The organism is Candidatus Woesearchaeota archaeon (genome assembly GCA_030651375.1).
In the GTDB taxonomy this organism is placed as follows: domain Archaea; phylum Nanobdellota; class Nanobdellia; order Woesearchaeales; family UBA12501; genus JAUSFM01.
On sequence record JAUSFM010000003.1, the window covers coordinates 47,975 to 71,568 of the forward strand.

Below are 23,594 nucleotides of genomic sequence, written 5' to 3' on the forward strand. Positions count from 1 at the left end.
TACTAAATCCTACCGACTAACCTCCTATCTGGTCAACTTCCTGAATTAAATTAATCACGTTCTGAACACGTGTTCTGCTGCAGTATGGGCAGCGCATTGTTGTTTTTGTTTGTTTTGTTTTTGAAAAGCGGTAGCCACAGTCAAGGCACTTGTACTGCCCCATTGGTTCGCTGCCGGGCTTTGCCACGGTTGATTTTTTTGTTTTGCTTTCCGCAGCAAGCTGCTCCTTGCTCATACCAACAACCGGCCACTCTTTACTGTCCGTCAGGCTGGGTTTGTTTATTTTTAACTTGCTGCCGATGCTCCCGAAGAAAGAGGATGGAGAAGCTGGCTTGTCTTTTTTCGTCATGCATGCAGCACAGACCACTGATTGAGAGCCCGGTGGGCATTTTAGCTTATCCATAGGAAAGCGATTTTTGCAGGACGAACAAGGTAATTCAAGCGCCATACAGGGGAGATGAGCAGATGAATTATTTAAAGTTAATTACTCCATAATATTTATAAAGAAAATTCCCTGATACGTCTCCAGATGGACCAAAAAAAGGGGCAGATTTCGCTATTTATAATACTCGGCATTATCCTTCTCATAATCGCCTCGCTTTGGTTCTATTATCAGCGCGTCAGCGTGCAAAAACCCACAGCAGTTGAGGCGCCAACGGATATCAAGGCAGTGCAGGAATATGTGGAACAGTGCATTAAAAAAATAACGCCTCCTGGTGTGTACCTGCTTGCGTATCAGGGGGGCAGGATGTATACAGACAAGGATTTCCAGCAGGATGATTTTACTGAAAAAAACTTTCTCACCTTTGAGCGTGCGTTTCCGTACTATCTGCTTAACGGAAAAAAAGTGATGCCAAGCCGTAGCGACATCGAAAAGGAACTGGGAGCATACGTTGCTGAAAATCTTCCCTTGTGTGTTGACTTTTCTGGCTTTGCCCAACAAGGAATGGCTATTGCCGAAGGCGACGTCACGGCAAAAACAACCATTGCGCGCGACCGCGTTATTGTTGATGTGACATACCCGCTTGAAATAATCGTTAAAGACAAAGTAAGTACGCTATCAAAATTCAGTGCTGAGGTTCCGAGTAGAGCATTTGATTTGCTTGCGGCTGCCGAAAAAATGCTCGGCATCATAACCAAAAACCCCGAGCGTGCCAATCTTCCTGCATTTGCCCAGCTCAACAGCCAGTACACAGTCATGATTTCTCTCCTGCCGTTTGACAAGGAAACAATGGTTTACTCCATGTATGACGACGATGAAAAATTCTGGGTTGATAACGCACCGCTCATCTGGTGGTTTGGCGTTAGTGAAACACGGCCGCGCAAGGACGCCACGGGAAACAGTGCGCCACGCATTTTGAACCTGAAGGATTTCGTGCTCCGAAGAAGCGTGCCGTTCACGTACGATGTGGACGCATTTGACGCAGACAATGATGCCGTATCGTTCACCTCAAATAACCCTTCAATTCCTATTACCAGCGACGGGCTGTTTTCCTTTACACCAATAAATATTGGCACCTTCACCGTCAAAATAAAAGCAACTGATACTCATGGCTCCAGTGATGAACGCAGTGTCCGCTTCGTGGTCGAGGACTGAGAAAAAACGAGCAGTGATGGTGCTGTTCCTAGTTTTACTCCTCGTTTTCACTCTCCTCGTTTCGCTTTCTGTTGGTGCAGCAAGTGCCACGACTCCTGATACTTCCATCACTGGTGATATAAGCCCTGATGCATTTAAGGCGCTCTCTCCTGAAGATCAGCTGCATCAATTGCAGGCACAGTACCGTGATGAGCTCGCCGCGCTTTTTTACGGCGACACAACAAACATCGGCAAAGATGCGCAACTTGACCTTCGCTATTTTAACACGCCTGCCAACGTGCTGAAAAATCTGGAAACAAGCAAGACCTATTTTCAGCGTCCGGACACCCTACAACAGGCTCGTGAAGGTGCGCGCGCTTTTTTCGCTAATGCCTACCAAGCGAATTATGTTTTTGACGCATCGGCGACGCGCCTTGCTTATAATTCAGACGCGGGAACGCTGTCGTCCGGCGGCAAAATAATTCGTCTTGCTGATTTTTTCAACAACAAAAAAATAAAAGAAATCCGCGCGGTTCGCGATGATTTTGAAATCACTGAAGTTGATGGCGTACAACAAAAAACAATCACTTTTTCCGGCGCAGCGCCGGTTGCACTGGCGTACAAAGAGGGTGTATTCTCCCTCAAAAACCAGAACGGAGAAACGCACACCGTACAACCCGACGGGTCCAGCAGATTTGCCTTGCAGCCTGATGGAACGCTGACCATTGAAGGAGCTGCGCACGGCACGCTTACCATCAACAAAGTGCCCATGGATTTTCGTATTCGCGAGCGCATCGTTGACACCGATGACACGCCATCACTCACGATTCAACAAAATGGCGATATCACCACTGGAGTCAGAAGTGATGTCGAACTTAACACGCCAACCTTGTATCTCGATGGTACTTTTGCTATCACCGGCGGCGGAAAAGAGGTGTACACCTACAGTCTCGGTGGAAAACAGGGTATGCGAAAAGGCGTTGACCTTGATGACCAGGAAACAAATGGCGAAACGGTTCTTGTCGATAAAATGTCAGGCATCGGCGTGATTAGCAGCGGGCAGGACCGCAAAAAAAACGAGTTTGTGCTGACACATCTCGATCAACTGAGCGATTCCTCGGAACTGGTGCCAAAAAAACTGGCGAGTGCTGAACAGGCGCGGGAAAAGGCAGATGGCCTACGACGCGAATCCTCTCCATCAGCAGGACAGAGCGCCGAAGTGTTCATCAACCATGCCAGCGGCGCAACAACGGTGTACAGCCGCGGAAAAGTCATGGTGCGCAATTACTTTGTCAGCAGTGGCCAAGTAGTTGGTACGAATCAAAACAAAGCATCATTTACCGGCTCAACTGCCTCGTCAACTTTTGACTTTGTCAGCGACCAGCTTACGCCGCCGGCTCGCACGTCAGAAACATTTGTTATGAACGGCGAAGGAATCTATACCGACAAGCACTATCGTGCAGAAACACAGCAATCAGGAGCACGGCTGAGCAAGCGCGACAACGAGGCGTTTCTGTCAGTCGCGTGCAATGGCTGTCAGAATGGAAACGCGGCAAAGATTGTAAAAAACATTGCAGTTGTTTCTACGGGCGACGAGATAACCAGCGATGACATCCATCGGCAAAGCCTTGAAATCACCGCTGATGTGCGCGGCGGAAAACTGGAATTTGATGTTCCAGCGGCGGCATTGAAAGATATGAATGACGCGCTCGACGCTGATGAGTCATCATTTTTGGCATTTGACAGCCCGCTGTATGTCAGTGCCGAGGGGGGAAAAACCTTTTTTGGTATTGGTAGCCAAGGCATTGGCAGATATGAAACAAAAATCAACGGCAAGACCCAAGCAGTCAGCATAGTGATGAACGGCAAGAGTATGCTCGGCCAGCCGCAGGAAATAAAAACCGGAATTGACGTCGGGCTTCTCTCAAATCCAGCGTACGCAAAACATCTTCAGCAATCCTTCTCACTTCAAGACCGTGCAGAAGCGCAGGCGCGCACACTCGGCAAGCAATTCAACATCCGAATTGGTGCAGACGGCTCGTGCCTTGACAAGGCATGCAGCGCCGCAATGAAACAGTCGTCAGCGGCGCTTGGTATCGCCATGAATGAACTGCAAAAGACCAACATTCAGGCTTCAAACGAATTGAACAATGCCCTTCTTGTTTCTGCGCAAAAGAACGGCGAAGAAACCAAAGGAATCAAAAAAGCAATAAAACAAAATGACGCGCTGTACCGAACACTTGTTGCCGAGGTTGCAGGCCAAAAAAAAGCAGGTGAAGACAAACAAGACGACCTGAAACGCGCAGCATTTATCGGCGAGCAGCTGCGCAGCGTCGATGTTATCATTCGCGGCAAAGAGCGGAAAATTGCAGAATTGCAGGAACAGATTAGCGCCTCAAAAGAGGAGCAAGACTGGCAGAAATTATTGAAGCAAGTAAACGACATGAAAGACGATCGTGACCGATTGGACCGGCAGCGTTACCAGCTCGAAAAGCAAGCAGCAATTCTTGACGCAACCTACGCTGAATCAGATCCTGCAACGAGTGCGCGCATTTCCTTGTCTGCCATTGGCGTTGATGAACGATACCGCGGCGCCGAGCTGCAGCGTGCCAAGGACCGCATCGCATCCATCGAGAAAAAAGATCCTGCGCTTGCTGCGTTTATGGGCATGGAAGCAGACATGAAACAAGGCAGGTCTCCGATTCTTCTTCAGCAGGCATTAAAAAAATATGAAACAGTGCAACAGAGCGGCAGTGAATTGCTCAAGCTTCAGGCACAGCGGCTGAAAACCGATCTTATCGACCGTCCGCTTGCTGATGCCGAATACGAAAAAATGCGCAATGCGTATTACGGCGAGATTGTCGACGATGAAACCGGCGTGCGCATTAGCAAACGAGAAGCAGGACGGCAGGAAAACGAATGGGATGGCTCAACGATGGTGACGGTTTTCGGCTGGGCACTGAAAGACGTCAAGGAAAAACGCGAGTCAGACGCTGACAAATATGGCCGTGACTTGCTGCAAGCGGCGAATGCGCAACGTATTGCTGCCGAGCGAGGGATTGGTATCGACGAATGGAACAAGATGGGCCCGCAAGAAAAGCATGACACTATCGGCGAAGAAATTCCTCTAGGTGACACCAGCGGGTTTTACCGCAGCCATGGAAAATATATGATACATCAGGCTGCCGGTACGCTGACGCCGCAACAGGAATTCAATGTGCTGATGGCTGCTGCAGAAGAAAAAATGCACCTTGCTGCAGACCCGTATGCTGCAAAAGAAGATCTTGCAGCAATACAGGACAAATTCTGGAACCAGCGCGGCTCACTTTCCGGATTTGATGAATTGCGAAAATTCCAGAAAGAGGTTGAAAAAGAAACAATCAAAGTTGGCATTACCTACGATCGCAGTTTTGACCTTGGACGGCGCACCACCACTGAAATGGCAGGGCGCGCTATTGACATTACTACTGCTCTTGATTTGCCCGTGGTTGGCTCTGTGCTTCTTGTTAAAGCCGCACAAACAGGTGTACAGCTCGCGCGCGCAGGAAAACTCGGTCGTCGGCTTATGCGTATCGGCGAGACCGTGCATGAGATTGAACAGACACTTCCAACCGTTGCCATCAAAGTTGTCCGCCCGCTTGCTAAAGCAGCAGGTGGTGTTGCACGAACAACTGAAAAAATCGTTGCCCCGATTAGACGTCCCCTTGCGAAAGCAGCGTCTGCTGTTGGCTTTGAAAAAGCAGGGGACGCATTCCGCTATCTTGCGCGCCGTGAAATAAAACTGGGCTCAGCAGAGCATGGTTTTCTTCCAGTAGTCGTTGAAAGCTCTACACGGAAACAACTTCAGAACGCAGAACGCATGTACACTGCCTTTAACCAGGTGGGCAACGCTGAAGCAGCATCGATGGCAGCAAAAGATATTGCAGAATTAAAAATAGTCATTGCTGCAGAAAAAATTCAGGCAGCGCAGCGCAGTATTGGCAGCATTACTGTTTTTGGCAAAGAAAAGCCCGCGCCGCTGGAAACAGCTCTTGGCCTTTTTGAAACAACAAAACAACTTGGCAAGGAACCAGAGATTCGGTTGGCCGCAGTAAAAGTTACCAAAGCTGCAAAGGAATACGAAAAATCACGTGATGTCGCTCTCATGTTTGATGAGTTTATCAAATCAAAAATGGCACTGCAGCGCAGCGCCGATGATGTTGCTGATGTTCTGCGCGGCGTCGCCGCAAATATCGACGAAGTTGTTGGCGTTAACTCGATCAAAAAGTGTGCATCACCCTGCGAATTAACTGATGCAGGAAAAGCAGCTGCAGAGCGCTTGGGGCTTTCAGAAGATACCGTGCGAGAGCGCTTCCAGCACGTGCACGACCTTGATGGCGCAGCTGAAACAACCGAAGTAACGCAGGGTATGCACGTGATGGAGCAGAATCGCGCAATCGTTGAAGTCGCGCCTCTGGGTTCTGGAGAATTGGCATCCGGAGCTTACGCGACACAACCTTCGATTGAAGGCCTTGAAGCAGCAGCCGGCCTTGCACCCGGCCACGTTCCACAACCCGGATATGCAGCGCGTGCAGAAGTAAGTCGACACCAGATCGAAGCAGCAGCTGCAGCTCTTGAAAAAGATTTTGGCGCGGCAATGGCGAGCGTTGCCAAACCAGCAGAAGTGCCGGTTCCTCACGTCAGAGACGAAGCAGTAATTCAGGCAAGCATTGCAAAACTTACTCAAGCGCCTTCTGATACAATTGGCACGGGCGTTGCCAGATATCAACTCTGGGTTGACAAGCGTACCGGTGCGGTGCAGGCAGTGGGAAAATTTGGTGATGTTGGTGAAGCTGCGCGCAACCCGTCAAATATCAACATTGTGATGATCAAAATAGTTGGCAAGGCCAGCACTCCGGTTGACCTTGGAAAATATCTTACTCCCACTGCACGGCAAACATTTTTAGACACCATGAGAGAATTTGAGCGCGTTCGCATTGCTCGCACATCAGAATTGGACTCTCTTGCAAAACTGCAAACAGTAACCAGCGCTGAACGGCCCATTGCAAAACAGATTCAATCTCCAGAACCTCTGCTCGACGTTCTTCCTGCTTCGCCAAGTCGTTTGGCTGGAGAATCACCAACAATCACGCAGACTCTTACCTTTCCTCCTCCTTCTCCTCCTCAATCGGTCAAACCTCCACAGCATCTGAACCAACAAGGTGTACTAACCAAACCGTTTGAACGTGTGCCTGAGATAGCATCTGACATCCCACTTGACATGCCAGAAGGTACACTCCTTGAGACACGTGCCGAACCGCCAAAAATACCAATCCATCTCCGAACAGATATCAGTGATACCGTCAAAGATGAACTTATTCGGCTCGGCGTCAAAGATATCATGCCGCTTCCCAGCGGCATCAAGGCAAAAAAACTAACCAGTGCAGTCGATGAACGGTCCATACTCGGAAAACTTGAAAAGGTAGACCTCGGCATTAGCCAGGCACGCATTGTTGAACGAACTGATGGAACAAAAGCAGTCTGGAAAATAGATACCTCAAATCCTATTTCTGCCCGTCTTCAGCATGGAGAAGTGATCGGGCTCACTGATGGAGGCAGGCGACAACTTGGAATGGCGTCGATTCTTGACGAATTTGATGATGTCGTTGTTCCACGCATGCGAAGGCTGCAAACCATCGACGGATATGGTGTTATTGAATCTGAGTTTATTCCCGACTATGTATCAATTAGCAAGAATCCTCGTTCGCAGTTCAAAAAATTAAGTGCGCTTCTCAAAGACAATCACCTTACCTCACGAGAATATACGGAAATTACAGAACAGGCAGAGCGGCAGGCAATAGTCAACCTAGTGTTTGGCAATGGCGATGTCGAGCTCGGCTTTATCAAATTGCCCCATTCAGCCGGAGACGATCCATCATCGTATATTCGCCTAGTCCGTTTTGATGAAGAACAAGCGTTCTTGGGAATTCTTGATTATCCTATCCTGCATCAATCGGTCAGTTCTGACCGTATTCCCCAAGTATTGAGTTCTGCAAATGACCATATCTTTGGCTTGTTCAACTATGAAGATTTTATCAAACAGGGCGAATTTGATTTTGAAAAGGCAGAACGAAAATTCAGCGGTGTTGTGAAAAAACTTGACGACATTGTTTCAGATGAATCAGAATTTCTTGCAAAAATGAAACGTGCCGGCTATACTGATGATGAAGCGCGGACTATTTTGAAGGGCGCCCAAAAAAATGTAGGGAAAATTAAGCAGGAATTAAGCCAGCAGGACCGCGGCCTTGTGCAAAAACTCATTGAAAATGACGGTGATTTACTCCCGACTGCAAACGGAGAATACATCTCAATTAATGAGCGCATGGCACGCCAGTTCCCTCGGCAGCCCGGCCGATCCGAGCCGCGTGCTGATTATGCAAAACAGGTGCCTGATCAAGTTGTTGTTGGTGAGTTTGTGCCGCGGAGAGAACAAACAACAGCGCAAAAATCTTCTTTTGAATTGCCTGCGGAGTTCCACACTGCACCGCCTGAATACACTGCATCTATTCGCGGGAAAGTTCCACGTGCAGTGGTCACTCAAACACTGCCCGGTGGAGATTCAGGTGGGAGTGCAACTGTATTCATCGGGAGAATAGAAGGTGTAGATAAAGATGTTGCACTTAAAATTGCAAAGAAAAGAGTGGTGACTACTAATCTTGAGGATGTCGTCAACAGTTGGAATCACGAAGTTAGTGCAGCGCAGGAACTTGAACAGATTATTCCAACACCACATTATTACGGCATTGTTGATATTGGTGGCAATCCGGCAATGGCCCTGGAAATTGTTGAAGGCATTGCCCTTAAAGGAAGTGAACCCCTTCTGTCCACTACATCACTTGATGACATCGCCATGTATGTAAATGAAAAATCTATACGCCAGCTTGAACAAGGTCTGCGCACTGCAGAAGAGCATGGGTGGCTTCCTGATGATATTCAATATATGGTGCTCACTAAAGACCAAGTACTTAATGGAAAGCAGTACACTCGCGGCGATGTTATCTTCTTTGATTTTGGAGGCTGGGAAAAAATTCCTGAGCCAAAAGAAAGCATCGTTGCAAAAACAGAAGCGGTTATGTTACGTGAGCGTTTACAAAAAGCAAAAGTTGCTGTTGCCACAAAACAAAAATACCCAGTTACTAACACGGTTGCTGATTCGCTTATCAGCCTAAAAGATGATGACCTTGAGCGTGCTCTTCTTAGTATTGGTGTTTCTCCTGAATCTGCTACACATATAAAATACAGCGGCGAACGCCGGCTTGAGGCAATTCTTGAAGAAGGGATTAATCCGAATGAGGTCTTGGCACGTGCGACTGGAAAACAGGTACCCATCGTCAGTTCGGTTACACAAGCAAACCATAAAAATTTCCCTGTCAACATCCCTCCCGGCGCGGCGAAATTCGGGTTCACGCATCTGGAAGAATTAGAAAGGTTGAGCGGTGAAGGAAAATCAGAACAAGCATGGTCGTACTTTACCAGATTCAAAGATGAAATTCTTCCTGACGATGCACAAAAACTTGAGCCGTACCTTCAAACAAACAGGCTTACCACACGGGCAAAAATAAATGACCTCGAAGCGTGGATTGGCATACCTGCAGGAAAAACATTCCTCGAAACACCGGAAGGAAAAGAGTGGTATGGCGAGCATAAACAATCATGGTTCTTTGGTCTCTTCCAGCCCGGCAAGCTCAAGAAAGGCACGCTTGAAACAGCAGAAACATTCCCCTCTGTATTTGTTGATGAATCGAAATATGCGGCGAAGGCAGAAACTGAAGTGGTGAAAGTGATGAAGGAAGAGGATTTGGCAGCGCGTGTTGACTCGTCGTCTCGTCAAGCATTACTCAAAGAAATTAATGCGCTCATTCCCAACTCAGAAACGGCACGTCCCGTTGCTGTGTATCAAATAGCGTTACAAACAAAAATAGATCACCTTAAGGAAACAAAGCCGACACTTGAGGATGTTGTTTCTTCAGAACTGGGTGCTCTTAAACAACAGTATGGTGTTCATGAAACGCTTCTTTCTTTGATGGATCTTTTCTATCTCGACACCAAAACCAAAGGCAACTTTTATTTTATTGAAGAAAAAGTCAGAACTGGTTTAGCAGCTACGTCACTTCCTGGCAAAAAAAGAGAACAGCTTGTGCGGGTTGCAAACGCCTTACTTGACGGCATTAAAAAAAGAGCTTCTGAATTTGAATCAGTAAGTGCATTGGAATACCGGACCGATCCTGTTCGTTTGAAACAAGTATATTCTGAAGTGTTAGAGGACATACTCACGCGCGAAGGGCTTGAAGAGACTGAAATCCTCGACGATTTTGGCCGTGTTCTTGCCAATCAAAAAACACCGGGAAGTGTTCGTGCAAAATCTGAGGCAAATAGTGACCTGCTCATTGAGTTTGATAAAGCGCTTGATACCCACATTCAGGAAAATGGGTTGCCGCCATCAACAAAAGTTGTCGGGCTCTTGGGAGATATTGAACCAGTTGCTGCGGTGCGCTTAGCTCGAAAAGGCGGTGATACACCCGTTCAACTTTCGTACGTCAGCAGAATATCAATGATGTCTGATGCAGAACGCTTGGACTATTATCGAATGATTGCGCGAGACCCTGGCATGGCAGCGGTTCAGCGCAGAACAGAAGAAGGCATGGTGTACAGCACACTCTATAAACAAGAAGACGAGTCAGGTATTATGGTTGAGGCGCGTGACGCAGTTGCGTCATCCGGGCTTGAAGGAAAAATTGCATATCAGCGGTTTATGCAAGAAGTAACTAATCGGCTCAAGGTTAAGCTCGATACTGATCCAGCATTTGCCCAAGAAGCATGGAGAATTTATCGGGAAGCAAATGTGGGCGATGAGGATGTTGTCTTTGTTGATTCAACCTTTAAGGGAACTATTCCGGCGTTTCTTGCAGCGCTTCACCAGATTAAGTACCCGCATCGAAGAGCCGTAGTGCTTATGTATGCGGTCAAGCCTGAATGGGCATCTTCGGTTCCTCATTTTATTGTTGGGACAAAAAAAGGGCTTAAATTTGAACATATGAGCAATTCTATCGAGATTGGCGCGTTTAGTGAAGTAGGCCCCTTAGTAAAGCCAACATCGCCAAAAGACCAGCTCTTGGCAGCTATTGATCTTGATGTTATTGCCCAAAAGACTGCTCAATCAGCAGCACCTTAATTGGTTCTTTACTTTTTTATTTCTTATCGTTTAGTGGCAAAAAAAGAGAAAGGTTTAAATAGGGCGATTTTGTATCAGCGACAATATGGTACTTTCTGAACGTACTCTGGATATGCGCGTACTCGCTGGGGTAAATCCATTTCAGCTGACTGATCCTGGAGCTCCAATCCAAGATGTTCACTATGCCAGTTTGTTTGACGCCTACCTCACCTCTCTTCTTCGTGATGCATCCCCGGATGTGCAGGTATCTTTTGCTGCTTCTTCAACCTCAAGTTCAGCAGTTTATACAGCTCCTGGTGTAACCGTATCCTCCTCGTATATCGCTGGAAAAGAAAAAATAACAGTGGAGATAGCTGATGAACTTTTGGCACAACGAATTGAACGCCTTGTTTCTGCCTTTGATGCATTGTCTCAACACAAATACCGCCAGCGAGAGGTTCCTTATCCCTCGGGGTTAACTTCCAGAAAAACATATTCACCTCCTATTGATATAATGGATACATTTCATTCTGCTGACACGACCTGCGCCCTTTTCAAAGAACAAGGCAGAGAAATAAACGGACTTCACTATCGGGGTTGGAGTCCACAATTCAAAAAAACCGTTTCTCTCACGTTTGAGTTTCTGTGATTCTCATGTTCCCCCTTCCCAATCCCGACTGGATTTTGCTGTATCACGAGGCCGGTTATTTTGGCAAGAAGCGTGACGAACGTGTTGAAGGCCTGAACGCCCGTTTCGGTGAAGGCAACTGGACTCTTGCGTGGGATGTTGAGCGCCGCATTGTTGGACAACGTGACGCAATTCAATTATACGAAGATGCGTATGTTGAACATTTACAGAACAACCCTCCCGTGCTTGACTGGCTTGTCAGTACCGCATCTGACGTCTATGATACTGCGTCATCAAACGTGAGCTCAGGACCGGATTATTCCATCCAAGAAGGACCTGCCACGCATCTGCAAGATATTGCACTCAGGCACGCGGTTCAACGGCTCGGAAAAAAATTTGCCGGCGATCATCTTGTCGAAGTTCGCGGACGAAAAAGTGAGGGAAGTATACTAAACCCAGGAGTTGTTCTGTTTCATCGACCCGAGATTATTCTTCCCCGTGCTCCTCATCATAGCCATCGGTGGTGGCAAGATAATTCTATAGAATCATTTTATCAGCAGAACAAAGTACTCTGTGTTGCGCCGGAAAGCATTACTCTTTTGTCAGCGCATAAACAAGATGGCCTCTTTGTTGATTCTGTAACATCATGGTGTTATCGTGCTGATACAGACCATCCGGGCGCATATTGGAGAATTCAAGCACCTCGTTAGAAATTTTATATCCCATGCACATACTTTCCCAGCGCTTCGACAAGGTCGTTGCAGGCACGGGGAACTGATACGGTGAGCATGCTTTTTCTGCGTTCTCGGTTGCCATCCCCGTCCATGTGCAGGATCTCAACTTTCAGCTGACCGTGGCCATCAGGAAGTGTATACGTTCGCTCTCGTTTGTTCAGGCGGTATCCTGATTCCTCAAGCCCGTTGTGTACAGTCTCATGAGGTATATCAGTGATCCCCCTTAAGCCCAGAAGTGTATGGATGCGTCCAATATGCTGGTCAGCAAAAAGCCAGTCAATGCCGCCAACAACGGTGGTAAGGGTCATCATTGAAGGCTGAGCGTTTGCATACGACGGAGCGACCGCAATATAGGTGAGCCCTGCGTTGTCAAAGATGTCAAACAATGCTGGGTTGCAGCCGTCGCGAAGCTGTATCATCGCAATTCCCGGCCCCGAGCCCACATTTTTTCTAATAGCGTCCTTGTACAGGTTAAATCGCTCTATTTGGGCATTAAGGTACGCGTGTTGGTCTCGTGCAGCAATGGCAGTTGATTCAGCACCACGAAGATGGTGGTCAGCAACTCGCTGCGGCGGCGAAACGCGTACTCTTCTGAACTGAGTTATGAATTTACGCAGTTCTTGTGCCTGTTCAAAACGCACAATGCTTGCATCTTCAGTTGTTTCAAGAGTGGCAAGATAAAAATCAAAGAAGGGCATGCCACGTTCGTACATTTGTGCGAATAATCCAACGGCGTGTTCAATGGTCGGGTCTTCCGGGTACTGTTTTTTGTCGGGAAGAAGCAAAATAAACAGGTTTGGGTCAGTCTGGTGTGCAAGGCGAACTGCATAGGGAATAAAATCTGCACTTCGCATTGTCGATACAAACTCGCGTGTTTTTGTTCCAAGACTTTCAGGCTTCGGTAGCGGCAGTGGATGCAGTTCACCCTTGAGAATTGCGTTGAGATGAGCAACTTGGTGCGCAAGCACCATGCTCTCAAGAACAGGTTTATGGTCCATTGCCTTTGCTGAACCCCGCTTTCTTATAAAACTTTCGAAATTTTACCACTAAATAATGACTTTAACATCCAAGGTGCTTTTCGAGGGCACGACGACAAACTTTATAAAAATCAACGTATCAAACATGTTTAGGTGATAGCATGGGACGATATGTAGGCATAATCAAAAAGACGCCATCAGGCACTGCTTTTGGTGAAATTATTTCTGATCAGGTCAGCGGGCTGTCCGCCTTTTTTGACGAAGCAGCAGGCAAGCGCTCCACCGGCCCCGGCGGCATGATCAAGGGCGCCAAGGTGAGTTTTGAAATTGGCAGCAACGGCAGAGCAGTCAATATCATCAGGAGCTACTCAAACAACACGAAAACAGGGAGAAATAAACACTTCCAGTCAATTCCTGGATAAAGATAGCCGATTTTAAGTTTATATACTTTTTTTATGTTTAATTATTATTCGTATACCCAGAATTATTCTTCCTGCTCTTCAGATGATTCTTTTTTCCGCGATTTTTTCTGCTTTTTATCTTCGCTATCAGCTGCAGGGGCTGGTTCCATTGTTTCTTTTTTCTCTTCCTTCACTTCTCGTGCTGGCTCCGGTGCGGAAACAGGAGCGTAGTCTGATTCTTTTTCTTCCCGTTCCTCATCAGAAAGCACCGGCTTTTCATCAGGAATAACCAGCGGCTTTTTCGTGGTCTTGCCAATAACGTCAAGTACACGGATTTCGCACGCGCGCAGATTGTAAATATTTTTTACTGAATCGCGCAGGAGGCGCTGAAGTTTCATGGAGATAACATCACGAAGAATGGTGTCCTTGCTGTTTTTTGAAACAGCCCTGACGATAAACTCTTTTGCTTTTCTTCGCAGCGCGGTCTCAATGCTTCGCGGTGTTGCAAATCGTGTCAGGAGAAATGGCTTGACTTGGAGTTCCCAACCGTCAGCGGTGATGCAGGTGAATGAGTCATCCACTCTGCTTCTGTTTCGCCGAACCGAGCGCTTGATAAACGCAGGATTAATCTCATATCTTTTGACATCAGTAAACGCAGAATCGCCTTGCACCCGCTCAACTTCGAAGGTAACATCAATGTGCTGTTTCTTCATGTCGCGCGTCAGCGTCATCAGGTTTGCAGAAACCGTGCGGTGCTCAACCAGTACCGGCTCAAGACTTGGCGTCTCTCCCAGAATCTCGTTATTGAACAATGCAGGGGCAATCAGCTTATACCATCGTTTCTTCTTCCAAACGTCAATGGTGCGCTGAACTTTTGCCGGTTGTGCCATAGAACTGGCTTGAAGACAGGTGGTTTATAAAGTTAATGGTTAGCCGCTGGTTAAAAAGCCATAATTGCACCCATAGCCGTAAGGTTTAAATAGGTAGACTTTTTGCACCTTGATTGTAACCTTAAGAACTAAGGTTATCTGTTTATGGGCTGAGGGATATGAGTTTTCGATATCTAGCAGAAGCGATTGGGGGACTACCAGTGACCACAGAACCGTCAGGTCTTACACTTAGGGACCGATTATTTCCACGATTCAGTCTAGTGCCAGGTGTGAGCCCGGGCCAAACTGATGAAACTCCCCAACTACCCGATGCAAGGAATTATGTATTCCTTATCGGAGGACCTACTGGTTCTGGTAAATCAGCTCTTGTTGCCCGTTTACAAAAAGTTGAAATTGCTTCTCGTGAAATGACCCGTGAAAAACGTCCTGTCGGCGATGAACAGGATGTTACTATTACCCGTGCTCAGTTTGAAGAGCGCGACGGGTTTGGCAATTATCTTTTTAGGTATAGTATTCCTTACAGCAAAGATGCAACTGGGCGTCCGGCACTATATGGGTTTCCACGGCACAATCTTACTTTGTTGGAAGAACGCGATATGGTTCTTATGCTTGGCAATCCAGATGCAGTCAGAACTGCATATGACGCGTTAACAGACGTGGGGGTTTCTGTTGTTCCGATTCTTATTACACCGGACACTCCACAAGACCTTGAAACGCGTTTAGCATTGCGTGAAACCGATGATGCGTCACGAAAGTCAAGAATAGATATTGTTCGGGAAAATTTTCAAAAACATATAGAACTTGCAAAAGATGATGTTTATAGTCATGTTTTACACAACAATAATTCAAACAGAATGAGAAAGGAATGGAAACACAAACACGAAAGAATCTCCCTGACCGATGCCCTCGTTCGTTCAACAGCAACACGTATTGATGTAACCTACGCTCGTTTGTCACAGGTCATTGCCTTTTATCAAGCAATAAAAGGACTTGTTCCGGTTCCTGATCCCGGTACGGTTCTCCGGCTCTATGCAGAAACATGCTGTGCAGCATTTTTTGGACGTTCAGTTGACGAAATAAAAACAGAACGGGGAGTGACGAATGGCCTTTCAGGACTTGAACAGCTTAAATTAATTATGGATGATATTCGATATCGTTTAAAAACCGACGGAAAAGTTCCTTTAAACACTAAACAATTTGCCAGTTCAATGCCATTTAGCTCTGATTACCTCCGAGAAACATACTGGTTGACTGACATTGAAGTTCCCCGACGCAGAAAAATGGTTCTCCACCTTAACCGGCGTGTTGCTGCAGAAGATGATGAGAGAAATCTTGACGAATTCTTCCGATCTGCATTAGGGTCGCCTTTGGGGCGTCCGATGACTGATGAACAAGGTAATCGGGTCTTTAGTCTGACGGATCGTTGTTATAACCATGATTGGTATTCTTCAGTTGCTGTTCGCTATACCCCAAAATAAAAGATTATAATTCTAAAATCATTTTTGTCTGCGTAAGATAAACCACCAGCTCATTAATCTGGCCCATACGGTTGATAAGCATAAGCTCTTCAGGAATAAATTTCTTCAATGGCTTGTAGATTGAGGATATTATCCGCTGGCGAAGCTCATACAAATCCTTAATTTTTGTCTCTTCATATTTGTAAAAAAGGTCATAATATCTGTCGAAGGTCAATCCAATCTGCTCTATAATCCGTATCGTTTCACTCTTTGGCGGCGCCGTGAAAAAAATGAGAAAATCCCGTGCGGTCCACTTCAGAACATCGACAATATCCTCGAGACTTGCAACCAGATAATACATTGTTGGAATATTTTGATGCTGTTCATAGTTGTGTTTGTTGAGGAGGCGTAAGATATAACTAATAAACCGCGTGAGATTATCATGCCGCTCTTCCATCGTCTCAAGAATCTCCCGGTTATTATTTTTTATCCCATCAACTACTTCCTTTGTCATTTCATTGATAAGAATAAAAATTCTGCGGAGGATAGTGTCAAAATCCTTTCCTGAATGCTCAAGAATATTTTTGATGACACACCTATTTTCTTTTTGTTCTACCACCTCAACCCCTATCAGGCGACGTACCTCATCATTAATGATTGTGCTCACTTTTACTTCTGTTCCAATTCGAAGGTGCGTGGTGAGAATATTTGAATAGGTGAGCGTTATAATGTCATACCCCTTGCGATAAGCGCTTCGTACACAGAGAAGAATCGACGTTCGATCAAGATTTGAAACATCAATAGTGACTTCGTTCAGTTTAAACTCTTTTTCAGTTCCTATCAGAAGCTTGTTTCCACTTTCTTCTACTTCAAGTTCGTCCCCCTTCTGGAGGTTGTACTTCTTTGCCCATGCACGTGGTAACGAGACGAGTTGTGTTGAATTACCAATTTGAATGATTTTTCGCTTAATAGGTAACCACCCACCATGTAGAATGCCTTACTTATATTTAAATATATTGATAAAATATCAATTTTATATAAACCTTGGAAAAAGTTTAAGGTTTATATAAAGTATAACGAAAAACTATATATAAACAACTGATTATGTAGTGTTCATCAAGACAATCAAACTCAAATCATACTCAGCACACAAGCAAAACCTGGGGTGGGGTGAAGCGAAAGCTTCACGTCCCACCGCTATATTCCTTTGATCCCGAGTATCGCATAACACTCTCAGCACATAAGCAAAATCTGGATGTGTGGGGCTCGTCTCCACCATCCATTTTTTCTTTTTTCTCGTACTTTCTCTTTTCTCATCGTTTATACAAATACGACCTTACGTTGTACACAGTACGACACACTATATACTGTATAAGGCGAAGGTATATATCTTTTGTTCACTTCTGTACTACCGGGGTGGTTAGCATGCGCAGAAAAACCGATTGGGGACCGAGCATCTACTTTCATGACCCGATGAAACAACGATTGCGTGACTATGAAGACATTCACGCAATGGCAGACGACTTTGATATGTATGATTTGAGCAACGACTTAGTATATTAAGAAACATCCACTAATGGTAAACCGCAGGCAAAGATGCAATGCTACGCACATAGAATTTTTTATTTCCCGGTAGGTTGTTCTAATGGCTCTTCGATAAATGCGTGATAGTCACGCACTGCCATAGTTAATTGATGGCGAAACCGAGGATCACCCGCAGCTATCCTCGCCACTAAATCATCTTTTTTAAATTTCTGAACCGCCAATGTTTCTCCCAATCCGTTACTATCGTCTTCACCACCACCTTCGCTACTGCATTGAACTTCACCACGGTATACACCAGCATAAACACTGGTACGGGTACGCTTCATCCAACGCGCATGTGTTTCTCGGTCAATCCGATAGGCACCCATCCATGGTCGAAAATCAATAGGGCGGACAACAGCATGGTCAATCAGATTATCGAGACGAAGTCGAGCACGATACTCTTCAAGCGAACCAGCAATAATAATGTCCACATTTATCTCTTCACGGCCCTCCCGCAAAAGGGCAGTGTTAGGGTCTTCGTCTATCGCAATATGTCCTGAAGCGGTCTCGCTCCAAAGAAGCGGATCTTCACGGCGGTTAGATCGCTGTACTGAAAAAAATCCGTCTTCAGGATGCGTCAGAAGAAGAAGTACTGAGGGGACTGCAAAGGGACTCTCTCCGTTGGTAATAGCATATTCCCTCTGTTTGTTAAGGATGTCTCTCTTTGTTCCGGTCTCAACAATAGTGCCTTGTTGATCATACGCATGGATAAGCTCGGGCATACAGGGCGGATAGCGAGAAACAATATAAAACTTTCTTTAGCACTTCTTAAACCTATTTAAACATCAATATTAACCGCCTTGCGCGCGTTCTCGTAGATAAATTTCTTGCGCGGCTCGACTTGGTCGCCCATAAGAATCGAGAATATGATGTCGGCGCCAACCGCATCTTCAATGGTCACTTTTTTAAGTGTGCGTGTCGCAGGATCCATGGTGGTATCCCAAAGCTGGTCGGGGTTCATTTCTCCCAGGCCTTTGTAGCGCTGGATGGTTACGCCATCACCGATTTGCTGCACAAACACGTCCTTTTCTGCATCGTTGTACGCGTAGTGAATCGTTTTGCCCTTGCTAACTTTATACAATGGTGGGCTGGCAAGATAGATGTAACCAGCTTCAATAAGCTGTTTCATGTAGCGGTAGAAAAAGGTGAGTAACAAGCAGGTGATATGCTGGCCGTCAACATCCGCATCAGTCATGAGCACAATTTTATGATAGCGTGTCTTTTCGATTTTGAATTCTTCACCAATGCCCGTGCCAATTGCCGTGACCATGGTTACAATTTCGTTGTTTGCAAAAATTTTGTGCAGGCGCGCTTTTTCGACGTTCAGAATCTTGCCACGCAGCGGAAGAATCGCTTGATATTCTCTGTTTCTTCCCTGTTTTGCACTGCCGCCTGCGCTGTCTCCTTCAGTTAAGTAGAGTTCACATTTTGCTGGATCCTTGCTGCTGCAGTCTGCTAATTTTCCCGGCAGGCTTGCGCCATCAAGGGCAGATTTTCTTCGCGTGAGTTCGCGTGCTTTTCTTGCTGCTTCGCGCGCATCTGCTGCGCTGATGCATTTGGCTATGATTATGCGTCCAACTGCAGGATTTTCCTCAAGGAACGAACCCAACGTGGAATTAACAAGTGATTCAACAATGCCTTTCACGTCTGAATTGCCCAGTTTTGTCTTGGTCTGGCCTTCAAATTGTGGCTGGGAAAGCTTGATTGAGATAACCGCGCTGATGCCTTCGAGCGCATCCTCGCCGGTAATTTTGTTTTCTTCTTTGCTCAATTTATGTTGACTGGCATATTTGTTCATACATTTGGTGAGCGCTGCCTTAAACCCGATGAGGTGTGTACCACCTTCAATCGTGTTGATATTGTTGGCGAATGAAAACACCGTTTCCTGATAGCCGTCATTGTACGCCATCGCAATCTCGAGAATGATGTCATCTTTTGTTTTTTCAAAGTACACAACCGGATGCAGCGGATTTTTGTTCTTGTTCAAAAACTCGACAAATGATTTGATGCCGCCTTCGTATTGGAAGACTTGCTCTTTTCCATCGCTTTCTTCTCCTTCACCTTTTCGAAGGTCTTTGATGGTAATTTTGAGGCCTTTGTTGAGGAACGCCAGTTCTCTAAGTCGGGATGAAAGAATATCAAAACTGAAATTGACTGCTTCAAAGATTTGCTCATCCGGCCAGAAGGTAACCGTGGTACCGGTTTCAGATGTGTCGCCGTCATGTTTCATAGGCCCGTCGCTATTTCCCCGCGAAAACGACATGGAGCATACTTTGCCGTTTCGCTTGGTGACTACAATTAATTTTTTCGAAAGCGCGTTGACGACTGAAATGCCGACGCCGTGGAGCCCACCGGAAACTTTGTATGATTTATTGTCAAACTTGCCGCCGGCATGTAGCTTGGTCATCACCACTTCAAGCGCTGGCATGTTGAACTTTGGATGTATATCTGTCGGAATGCCGCGGCCGTTGTCGATGACCGTGACTGAATTATCTTCATTGATGATGACGATGATTTCAGTACAGAAACCAGCCAATGCTTCGTCGATGGAGTTGTCCACCACTTCATAGACCAGATGATGGAGCCCTCTGCTGCCAACCGTGCCAATGTACATCGCAGGACGCTTTCTGACGGCTTCTAAGCCTTGTAATACTTGAATGTGCTCTGCCGTGTAAGTGTCTGCGCCCTTGGTTGTTTGGCTGGTTTGAGGGGCTTCAGGCGCTTTTTGTGCTGGTTCCTGCACTGCTTCCTGCGTCGGGGTTGGTTGTTCGTTTTCGTCCATTGTTGAGAAAGTTTTTGCTTTTTTTTACTCCTTTTTCTATGATTTTGACACGGCTTTCTTTTATAAATCTTTTCGTTTTAGAATGGGGTTATACGGCTTATAAATGTTTAATTTGAGTGTTTGGGGAAACAAGAGATTTACAAGTACGGCACTCGGAATTACCCCAGTAAAGATTTAAATACAACTACCATTCTGGAGCGGTACAATGGTTTTTAAGGGAGTCAGAGACTGGTACATGAGAAGACAAGGCATGACTCCTTTTGATCCTCAAGAATTAGAAACAATGCTCGGAAGAGAATTTTATCTTGTAGTTATGGGAACGGCAGCACGAGAAAGAATGCTTCGAAGATTCGATGGTAAACTTGCTGAAGTTCCATCGGGAAGTGTACTTGAAATTAAATCTCGCGACCATTCACGCGTTGATGGATATGTAATCGGAAGCATCGCAAAAGCAGAATATGACGATGGCCGTGCTGTTGGGGACGATATTAGTGCTGTACAGAAAAGTTTCGTACTAACACTTGATGGTGTTGACCTATCACAACCAGCGAAGCCAATACTATCAGGAAGAACTCAAGAACATGGATTGTTAGACAATTCTCTTGCGCCGAATTGGGCACCAATGACGGTGCATCTTTGTGACGTTGTCGAATACAAATCTCTTGGGTCCGTAGCTACTGGTGCTCAACTATTTGGAAGATAAGATTCTAAAAAATATCATGCTCTTATCTTTTATGTAAAACATATACATCCGCAGTCTGTCCCGCAGTGCCGGTTGTTTGGCGAAGCTCATATCCCGTTATAGAACAGGTATCCAAAAATGAATGAAATTTTGGCCGACTATACCAATTGTTATGAAATCCTCTTCTATCTTTCAGATGGATATTTCTGCCAATCGGAATTAAGGCGTGGAAAAAGTCAATAATGACGGTATCTCGTGCGACTCGTAATGATTCATGTATCGCATCTTCATAGGCAGGGAGATGTTCTAAAATATGTTTTAATAAGACTGCATCAAACGTGGCATCTCTGAAGGGGAGTTCTTGAACGTTTGCTCTCACAAATGTTGAATCAGGATGCCTTTGTTTTGCGACATGTAACATATACCTGCTCGCATCTAATCCGGTATAATCAATACCTAATCCGTATTTGTCATAGCCGGTTTTTTCAGTAGCAGGCCCGCAGGCTACATCAAGCAGTGACGTTGGATTTGTTTCCCGAAGAATGCGGCGCAGGAGCGACCGTTCTGTATCTTCCACATTGGATAGGTGATTAACAAGAGCATGTAAATCTTCATCTGGTGCAGAATCCCAATAATGGGTAAAACCATTAGATACTCCTGCGCGTACGACCGAGTGTGCAAATACTGCTATGTCTCTAAGCATGCGTTTAGAAAATAACAAGTTATATAAAAGCGTTTTCCCACCAACCTTTTTATATTCCCCTTCTTTAGTGATTCTTCATGGACCTTTCCGATATAAAAAAACTGCCTCCAGAGGAGCGGCTGAAAAAGCTCAAGGAGCTTGAAACAGAGCGGAAAAAAGAAATCGAAGAAGCCAGAAAACTGGTGGCGCAAAGCGAGCATGAAATTGCATTGGAAGAAATCAAGCGCGACATTCCCATTCCCCAAATGACGTCGGTTGATGTGGGCATGCTGTTCTCACCCGAAGAAAAAGAACTTTTTAAGTCAAAACGATTCACCGGAGAAAAGATAAAAGAACAAAAAGAAATCATCCCGAGCGAGCACATCGACCAGCTTGAGAAAATGATTGAAGATGAAAAAGAGGGCATTGAGCGGTTTCAGCGAACGCACGGTGGAAAGCCGCAGCAGTACGGCCTGCTTCTCGAAAAAACACTCGAAGCGGAAAACAAGCTCGCCTCGATTTACGACGCTGCCAAGGCGGGCAACGTTTCGTACGACCAGATGAAAACCGTTGAATACCTGCAGGACAAGACCGAAAAAGCAATGATGTACAAAGGCATTACCGATGAAGAGAAACGGCACCTTGAAGCAAACGAGCGGCTTATCGACGGCATCCGTGGGTCATATCGCCGGCGGGATGAGTTTGGGCTGTGAGTAAATCTAAACAGTCGGCGGTGTAATGGAGAGCATTTCATGCACTGCCCCATAGCTTGCTTTGAGTGCCTCATACGCTTGTTGCCGCCTGGTAGAGGGAGTAAGCGGAAAATCGACGATCAGGTTGTATAATGCAGCTGCTGCCTGGAGCCGTTCCGTTGTTTTCGGGGCACGTTTTTTACGGTCACGATTGGTGCTGATAACTTCAGCGGCCAGTGCTTCAAGTTTCTGGAACATTTCTGCAGGGTTTTGGTATGGGAACTGTTCAAGGGTTTGACAGCGAAGCTGTACGCCCGTGCGCCGATCTTTTCCTGAACCATACAACAGATTGGTATGAACACCAGTTTTCTGCTCCAGTGAATGAAGGCCAATCTTCCAGGGCATATCATCTTCTGAAAAAACTTTTCGCTCAGGTATGCCGTTTTCACGTGCAAAATCAACCAACGGAGTATCGCGTAACACAATGTACCGGATATCTAATTTTTGTGCCAGATACAGCGCTGAAGCGACTGAGGCATACACTTCATGAATGCTTGATTCTCTTACTTTTTCACCAGAATTTTTATCATAGCCACGCCAATGGTTTAATCGTGAAACATCCGGCCCTTCTTGATGTTGAATGCCATCCATAAAAAGAACTGGTTCACCATTTTGATTGATGCAAATAAATGAACGCTGATAGAGCGTGAACGGCATAGCGTCTCGTTGTTTTTCTTTTTCGATAACAAAAAGTGAACCACCCATTTGTGCGTCATGAAGCGCCTTCATATGTGAGCGCGTGGTATCACGCAGATGATCATGCCACGTGTCGCAGGGCTCGCTCATACGCGTCAATAACGCGCCAAAGGCAGGAACAGAAAAATTATAGGGCTGGACAAAGTGCATCTTGGGCTGTTCAGGCCGTTCAGAATACGACAGAACCGCGTTTTGTTCGCCACGCAGCACTAATTGATGATACTTGTCCATTAATCGGGTGAAGTTTTCCTGTTCATTTTTTTTTAGGTCGTGAGTTATCGCGCGCTGGGCAAGCCGATATATCTCAACCAATGGCCATACAGTTAACAGAGCAATATTTCGCTTAAGTTCCTCTTCAGGAATTTCAGACGTAAGCGGGCGTATTTTGGCCGCCATGTCCCGAACAACTTCTTCGTGCGCCAGAAGCGGTTCTTTAGTTTTGTAGTACGTTATAATCTCATCGAGTGTTGGAACAGCAATAACCATACAGTTTATGACATATGACTCCTATTTAAACCTTCCTCTGTTTACCACTTGTTGATAGTATTATTTGACTGAAT

General features: G+C 45.9%; 17 protein-coding genes. 9 read left to right on the forward strand and 8 right to left on the reverse strand.

Going from position 1 to position 23,594, the window contains the following annotated elements; translation table 11 throughout:
• Positions 1-16 precede the first annotated feature (16 nt).
• A complete protein-coding gene (locus Q7R76_00335; protein MDO8642025.1) occupies positions 17-448 on the reverse strand; it encodes a hypothetical protein in 432 nt (143 codons plus the stop codon).
• An 81-nt stretch (positions 449-529) separates the two neighbouring features.
• Between Q7R76_00335 and Q7R76_00340 the strand changes: the two genes are divergently transcribed.
• The 4 genes from Q7R76_00340 (at position 530) to Q7R76_00355 (ending at position 12,104) form a co-directional block, all read left to right on the forward strand.
• On the forward strand, positions 530-1,597 hold the full coding sequence (locus Q7R76_00340; GenBank protein ID MDO8642026.1) for an Ig domain-containing protein: 1,068 nt from the start codon (positions 530-532) through the stop codon (positions 1,595-1,597).
• Positions 1,563-10,787, forward strand: coding sequence for a hypothetical protein (locus Q7R76_00345; protein ID MDO8642027.1), 9,225 nt, complete (start codon positions 1,563-1,565; stop codon positions 10,785-10,787). The genes Q7R76_00340 and Q7R76_00345 overlap by 35 nt, the downstream gene beginning before the upstream one ends.
• Before the next feature lie 85 nt (positions 10,788-10,872).
• Positions 10,873-11,415: a hypothetical protein gene (locus Q7R76_00350; GenBank protein MDO8642028.1), complete on the forward strand. Its 543-nt coding sequence runs from the start codon at positions 10,873-10,875 to the stop codon at positions 11,413-11,415.
• A complete protein-coding gene (locus Q7R76_00355) occupies positions 11,412-12,104 on the forward strand; it encodes a hypothetical protein (protein ID MDO8642029.1) in 693 nt (230 codons plus the stop codon). Before Q7R76_00350 ends, Q7R76_00355 begins: the two co-directional genes overlap by 4 nt.
• 5 nt (positions 12,105-12,109) lie before the next feature.
• Here Q7R76_00355 and Q7R76_00360 read toward each other — a convergent pair whose 3' ends face one another.
• Positions 12,110-13,126, reverse strand: coding sequence for a hypothetical protein (locus tag Q7R76_00360; protein MDO8642030.1), 1,017 nt, complete (start codon positions 13,124-13,126; stop codon positions 12,110-12,112).
• Between the two features lie 140 nt (positions 13,127-13,266).
• On the opposite strand from Q7R76_00360, the gene Q7R76_00365 reads away from it, so the two are divergent.
• Complete coding sequence (locus Q7R76_00365) at positions 13,267-13,527, forward strand: hypothetical protein (GenBank protein MDO8642031.1); 261 nt, start codon at positions 13,267-13,269, stop codon at positions 13,525-13,527.
• 62 nt (positions 13,528-13,589) lie between these two features.
• Here Q7R76_00365 and Q7R76_00370 read toward each other — a convergent pair whose 3' ends face one another.
• On the reverse strand, positions 13,590-14,396 hold the full coding sequence (locus Q7R76_00370) for a hypothetical protein (GenBank protein ID MDO8642032.1): 807 nt from the start codon (positions 14,394-14,396) through the stop codon (positions 13,590-13,592).
• Between the two features lie 269 nt (positions 14,397-14,665).
• Here Q7R76_00370 and Q7R76_00375 point away from each other — a divergent pair, with 269 nt between their 5' ends.
• Entirely contained in the window at positions 14,666-15,874 is a 1,209-nt protein-coding gene (locus Q7R76_00375) for a hypothetical protein (protein ID MDO8642033.1), read from the forward strand.
• 4 nt (positions 15,875-15,878) lie between these two features.
• Here the strand turns inward: Q7R76_00375 and Q7R76_00380 are convergent, their stop codons facing one another.
• Positions 15,879-16,520: a hypothetical protein gene (locus Q7R76_00380; GenBank protein MDO8642034.1), complete on the reverse strand. Its 642-nt coding sequence runs from the start codon at positions 16,518-16,520 to the stop codon at positions 15,879-15,881.
• 758 nt (positions 16,521-17,278) lie between these two features.
• On the opposite strand from Q7R76_00380, the gene Q7R76_00385 reads away from it, so the two are divergent.
• Entirely contained in the window at positions 17,279-17,416 is a 138-nt protein-coding gene (locus Q7R76_00385; protein MDO8642035.1) for a hypothetical protein, read from the forward strand.
• Positions 17,417-17,475: 59 nt separating this feature from the next.
• On the opposite strand, the gene Q7R76_00390 is transcribed toward Q7R76_00385, so the two are convergent.
• Both Q7R76_00390 and gyrB read right to left on the reverse strand, forming a co-directional pair.
• The gene (locus Q7R76_00390) at positions 17,476-18,162 is read right to left on the reverse strand and encodes an NUDIX domain-containing protein (protein MDO8642036.1); all 687 of its coding nucleotides are present in this window, start codon (positions 18,160-18,162) and stop codon (positions 17,476-17,478) included.
• A 56-nt stretch (positions 18,163-18,218) separates the two neighbouring features.
• Positions 18,219-20,222: a DNA topoisomerase (ATP-hydrolyzing) subunit B gene (gyrB, locus tag Q7R76_00395; protein MDO8642037.1), complete on the reverse strand. Its 2,004-nt coding sequence runs from the start codon at positions 20,220-20,222 to the stop codon at positions 18,219-18,221.
• A 205-nt stretch (positions 20,223-20,427) separates the two neighbouring features.
• On the opposite strand from gyrB, the gene Q7R76_00400 reads away from it, so the two are divergent.
• On the forward strand, positions 20,428-20,925 hold the full coding sequence (locus Q7R76_00400; GenBank protein ID MDO8642038.1) for a hypothetical protein: 498 nt from the start codon (positions 20,428-20,430) through the stop codon (positions 20,923-20,925).
• A 22-nt stretch (positions 20,926-20,947) separates the two neighbouring features.
• Here the strand turns inward: Q7R76_00400 and Q7R76_00405 are convergent, their stop codons facing one another.
• Positions 20,948-21,607 (reverse strand): class I SAM-dependent methyltransferase, encoded by a 660-nt coding sequence (locus tag Q7R76_00405; GenBank protein ID MDO8642039.1) that lies wholly within the window; start codon positions 21,605-21,607, stop codon positions 20,948-20,950.
• A gap of 77 nt (positions 21,608-21,684) precedes the next feature.
• On the opposite strand from Q7R76_00405, the gene Q7R76_00410 reads away from it, so the two are divergent.
• Positions 21,685-22,299 carry a hypothetical protein gene (locus tag Q7R76_00410; protein ID MDO8642040.1) on the forward strand — a complete coding sequence of 205 codons (615 nt, stop codon included), beginning with the start codon at positions 21,685-21,687 and terminating at the stop codon, positions 22,297-22,299.
• Between the two features lie 6 nt (positions 22,300-22,305).
• Here Q7R76_00410 and Q7R76_00415 read toward each other — a convergent pair whose 3' ends face one another.
• Positions 22,306-23,520 carry a hypothetical protein gene (locus Q7R76_00415; protein MDO8642041.1) on the reverse strand — a complete coding sequence of 405 codons (1,215 nt, stop codon included), beginning with the start codon at positions 23,518-23,520 and terminating at the stop codon, positions 22,306-22,308.
• Between the last annotated feature and the right edge of the window lie 74 nt (positions 23,521-23,594).

What these genes read in the sequence shown, in the direction of transcription:
- Q7R76_00335 (MDO8642025.1), bottom strand. Translation starts at nt 448, where the DNA reads ATGGCGCTTGAATTACCTTGTTCGTCCTGCAAAAATCGCTTTCCTATG.
- Q7R76_00340 (MDO8642026.1), top strand. Translation starts at nt 530, where the DNA reads ATGGACCAAAAAAAGGGGCAGATTTCGCTATTTATAATACTCGGCATT.
- Q7R76_00345 (MDO8642027.1), top strand. Translation starts at nt 1,563, where the DNA reads ATGAACGCAGTGTCCGCTTCGTGGTCGAGGACTGAGAAAAAACGAGCA.
- Q7R76_00350 (MDO8642028.1), top strand. Translation starts at nt 10,873, where the DNA reads ATGGTACTTTCTGAACGTACTCTGGATATGCGCGTACTCGCTGGGGTA.
- Q7R76_00360 (MDO8642030.1), bottom strand. Translation starts at nt 13,126, where the DNA reads ATGGACCATAAACCTGTTCTTGAGAGCATGGTGCTTGCGCACCAAGTT.
- Q7R76_00365 (MDO8642031.1), top strand. Translation starts at nt 13,267, where the DNA reads ATGGGACGATATGTAGGCATAATCAAAAAGACGCCATCAGGCACTGCT.
- Q7R76_00370 (MDO8642032.1), bottom strand. Translation starts at nt 14,396, where the DNA reads ATGGCACAACCGGCAAAAGTTCAGCGCACCATTGACGTTTGGAAGAAG.
- Q7R76_00385 (MDO8642035.1), top strand. Translation starts at nt 17,279, where the DNA reads ATGCGCAGAAAAACCGATTGGGGACCGAGCATCTACTTTCATGACCCG.
- Q7R76_00390 (MDO8642036.1), bottom strand. Translation starts at nt 18,162, where the DNA reads ATGCCCGAGCTTATCCATGCGTATGATCAACAAGGCACTATTGTTGAG.
- gyrB (MDO8642037.1), bottom strand. Translation starts at nt 20,222, where the DNA reads ATGGACGAAAACGAACAACCAACCCCGACGCAGGAAGCAGTGCAGGAA.
- Q7R76_00400 (MDO8642038.1), top strand. Translation starts at nt 20,428, where the DNA reads ATGGTTTTTAAGGGAGTCAGAGACTGGTACATGAGAAGACAAGGCATG.
- Q7R76_00405 (MDO8642039.1), bottom strand. Translation starts at nt 21,607, where the DNA reads ATGCTTAGAGACATAGCAGTATTTGCACACTCGGTCGTACGCGCAGGA.
- Q7R76_00410 (MDO8642040.1), top strand. Translation starts at nt 21,685, where the DNA reads ATGGACCTTTCCGATATAAAAAAACTGCCTCCAGAGGAGCGGCTGAAA.
- Q7R76_00415 (MDO8642041.1), bottom strand. Translation starts at nt 23,520, where the DNA reads ATGGTTATTGCTGTTCCAACACTCGATGAGATTATAACGTACTACAAA.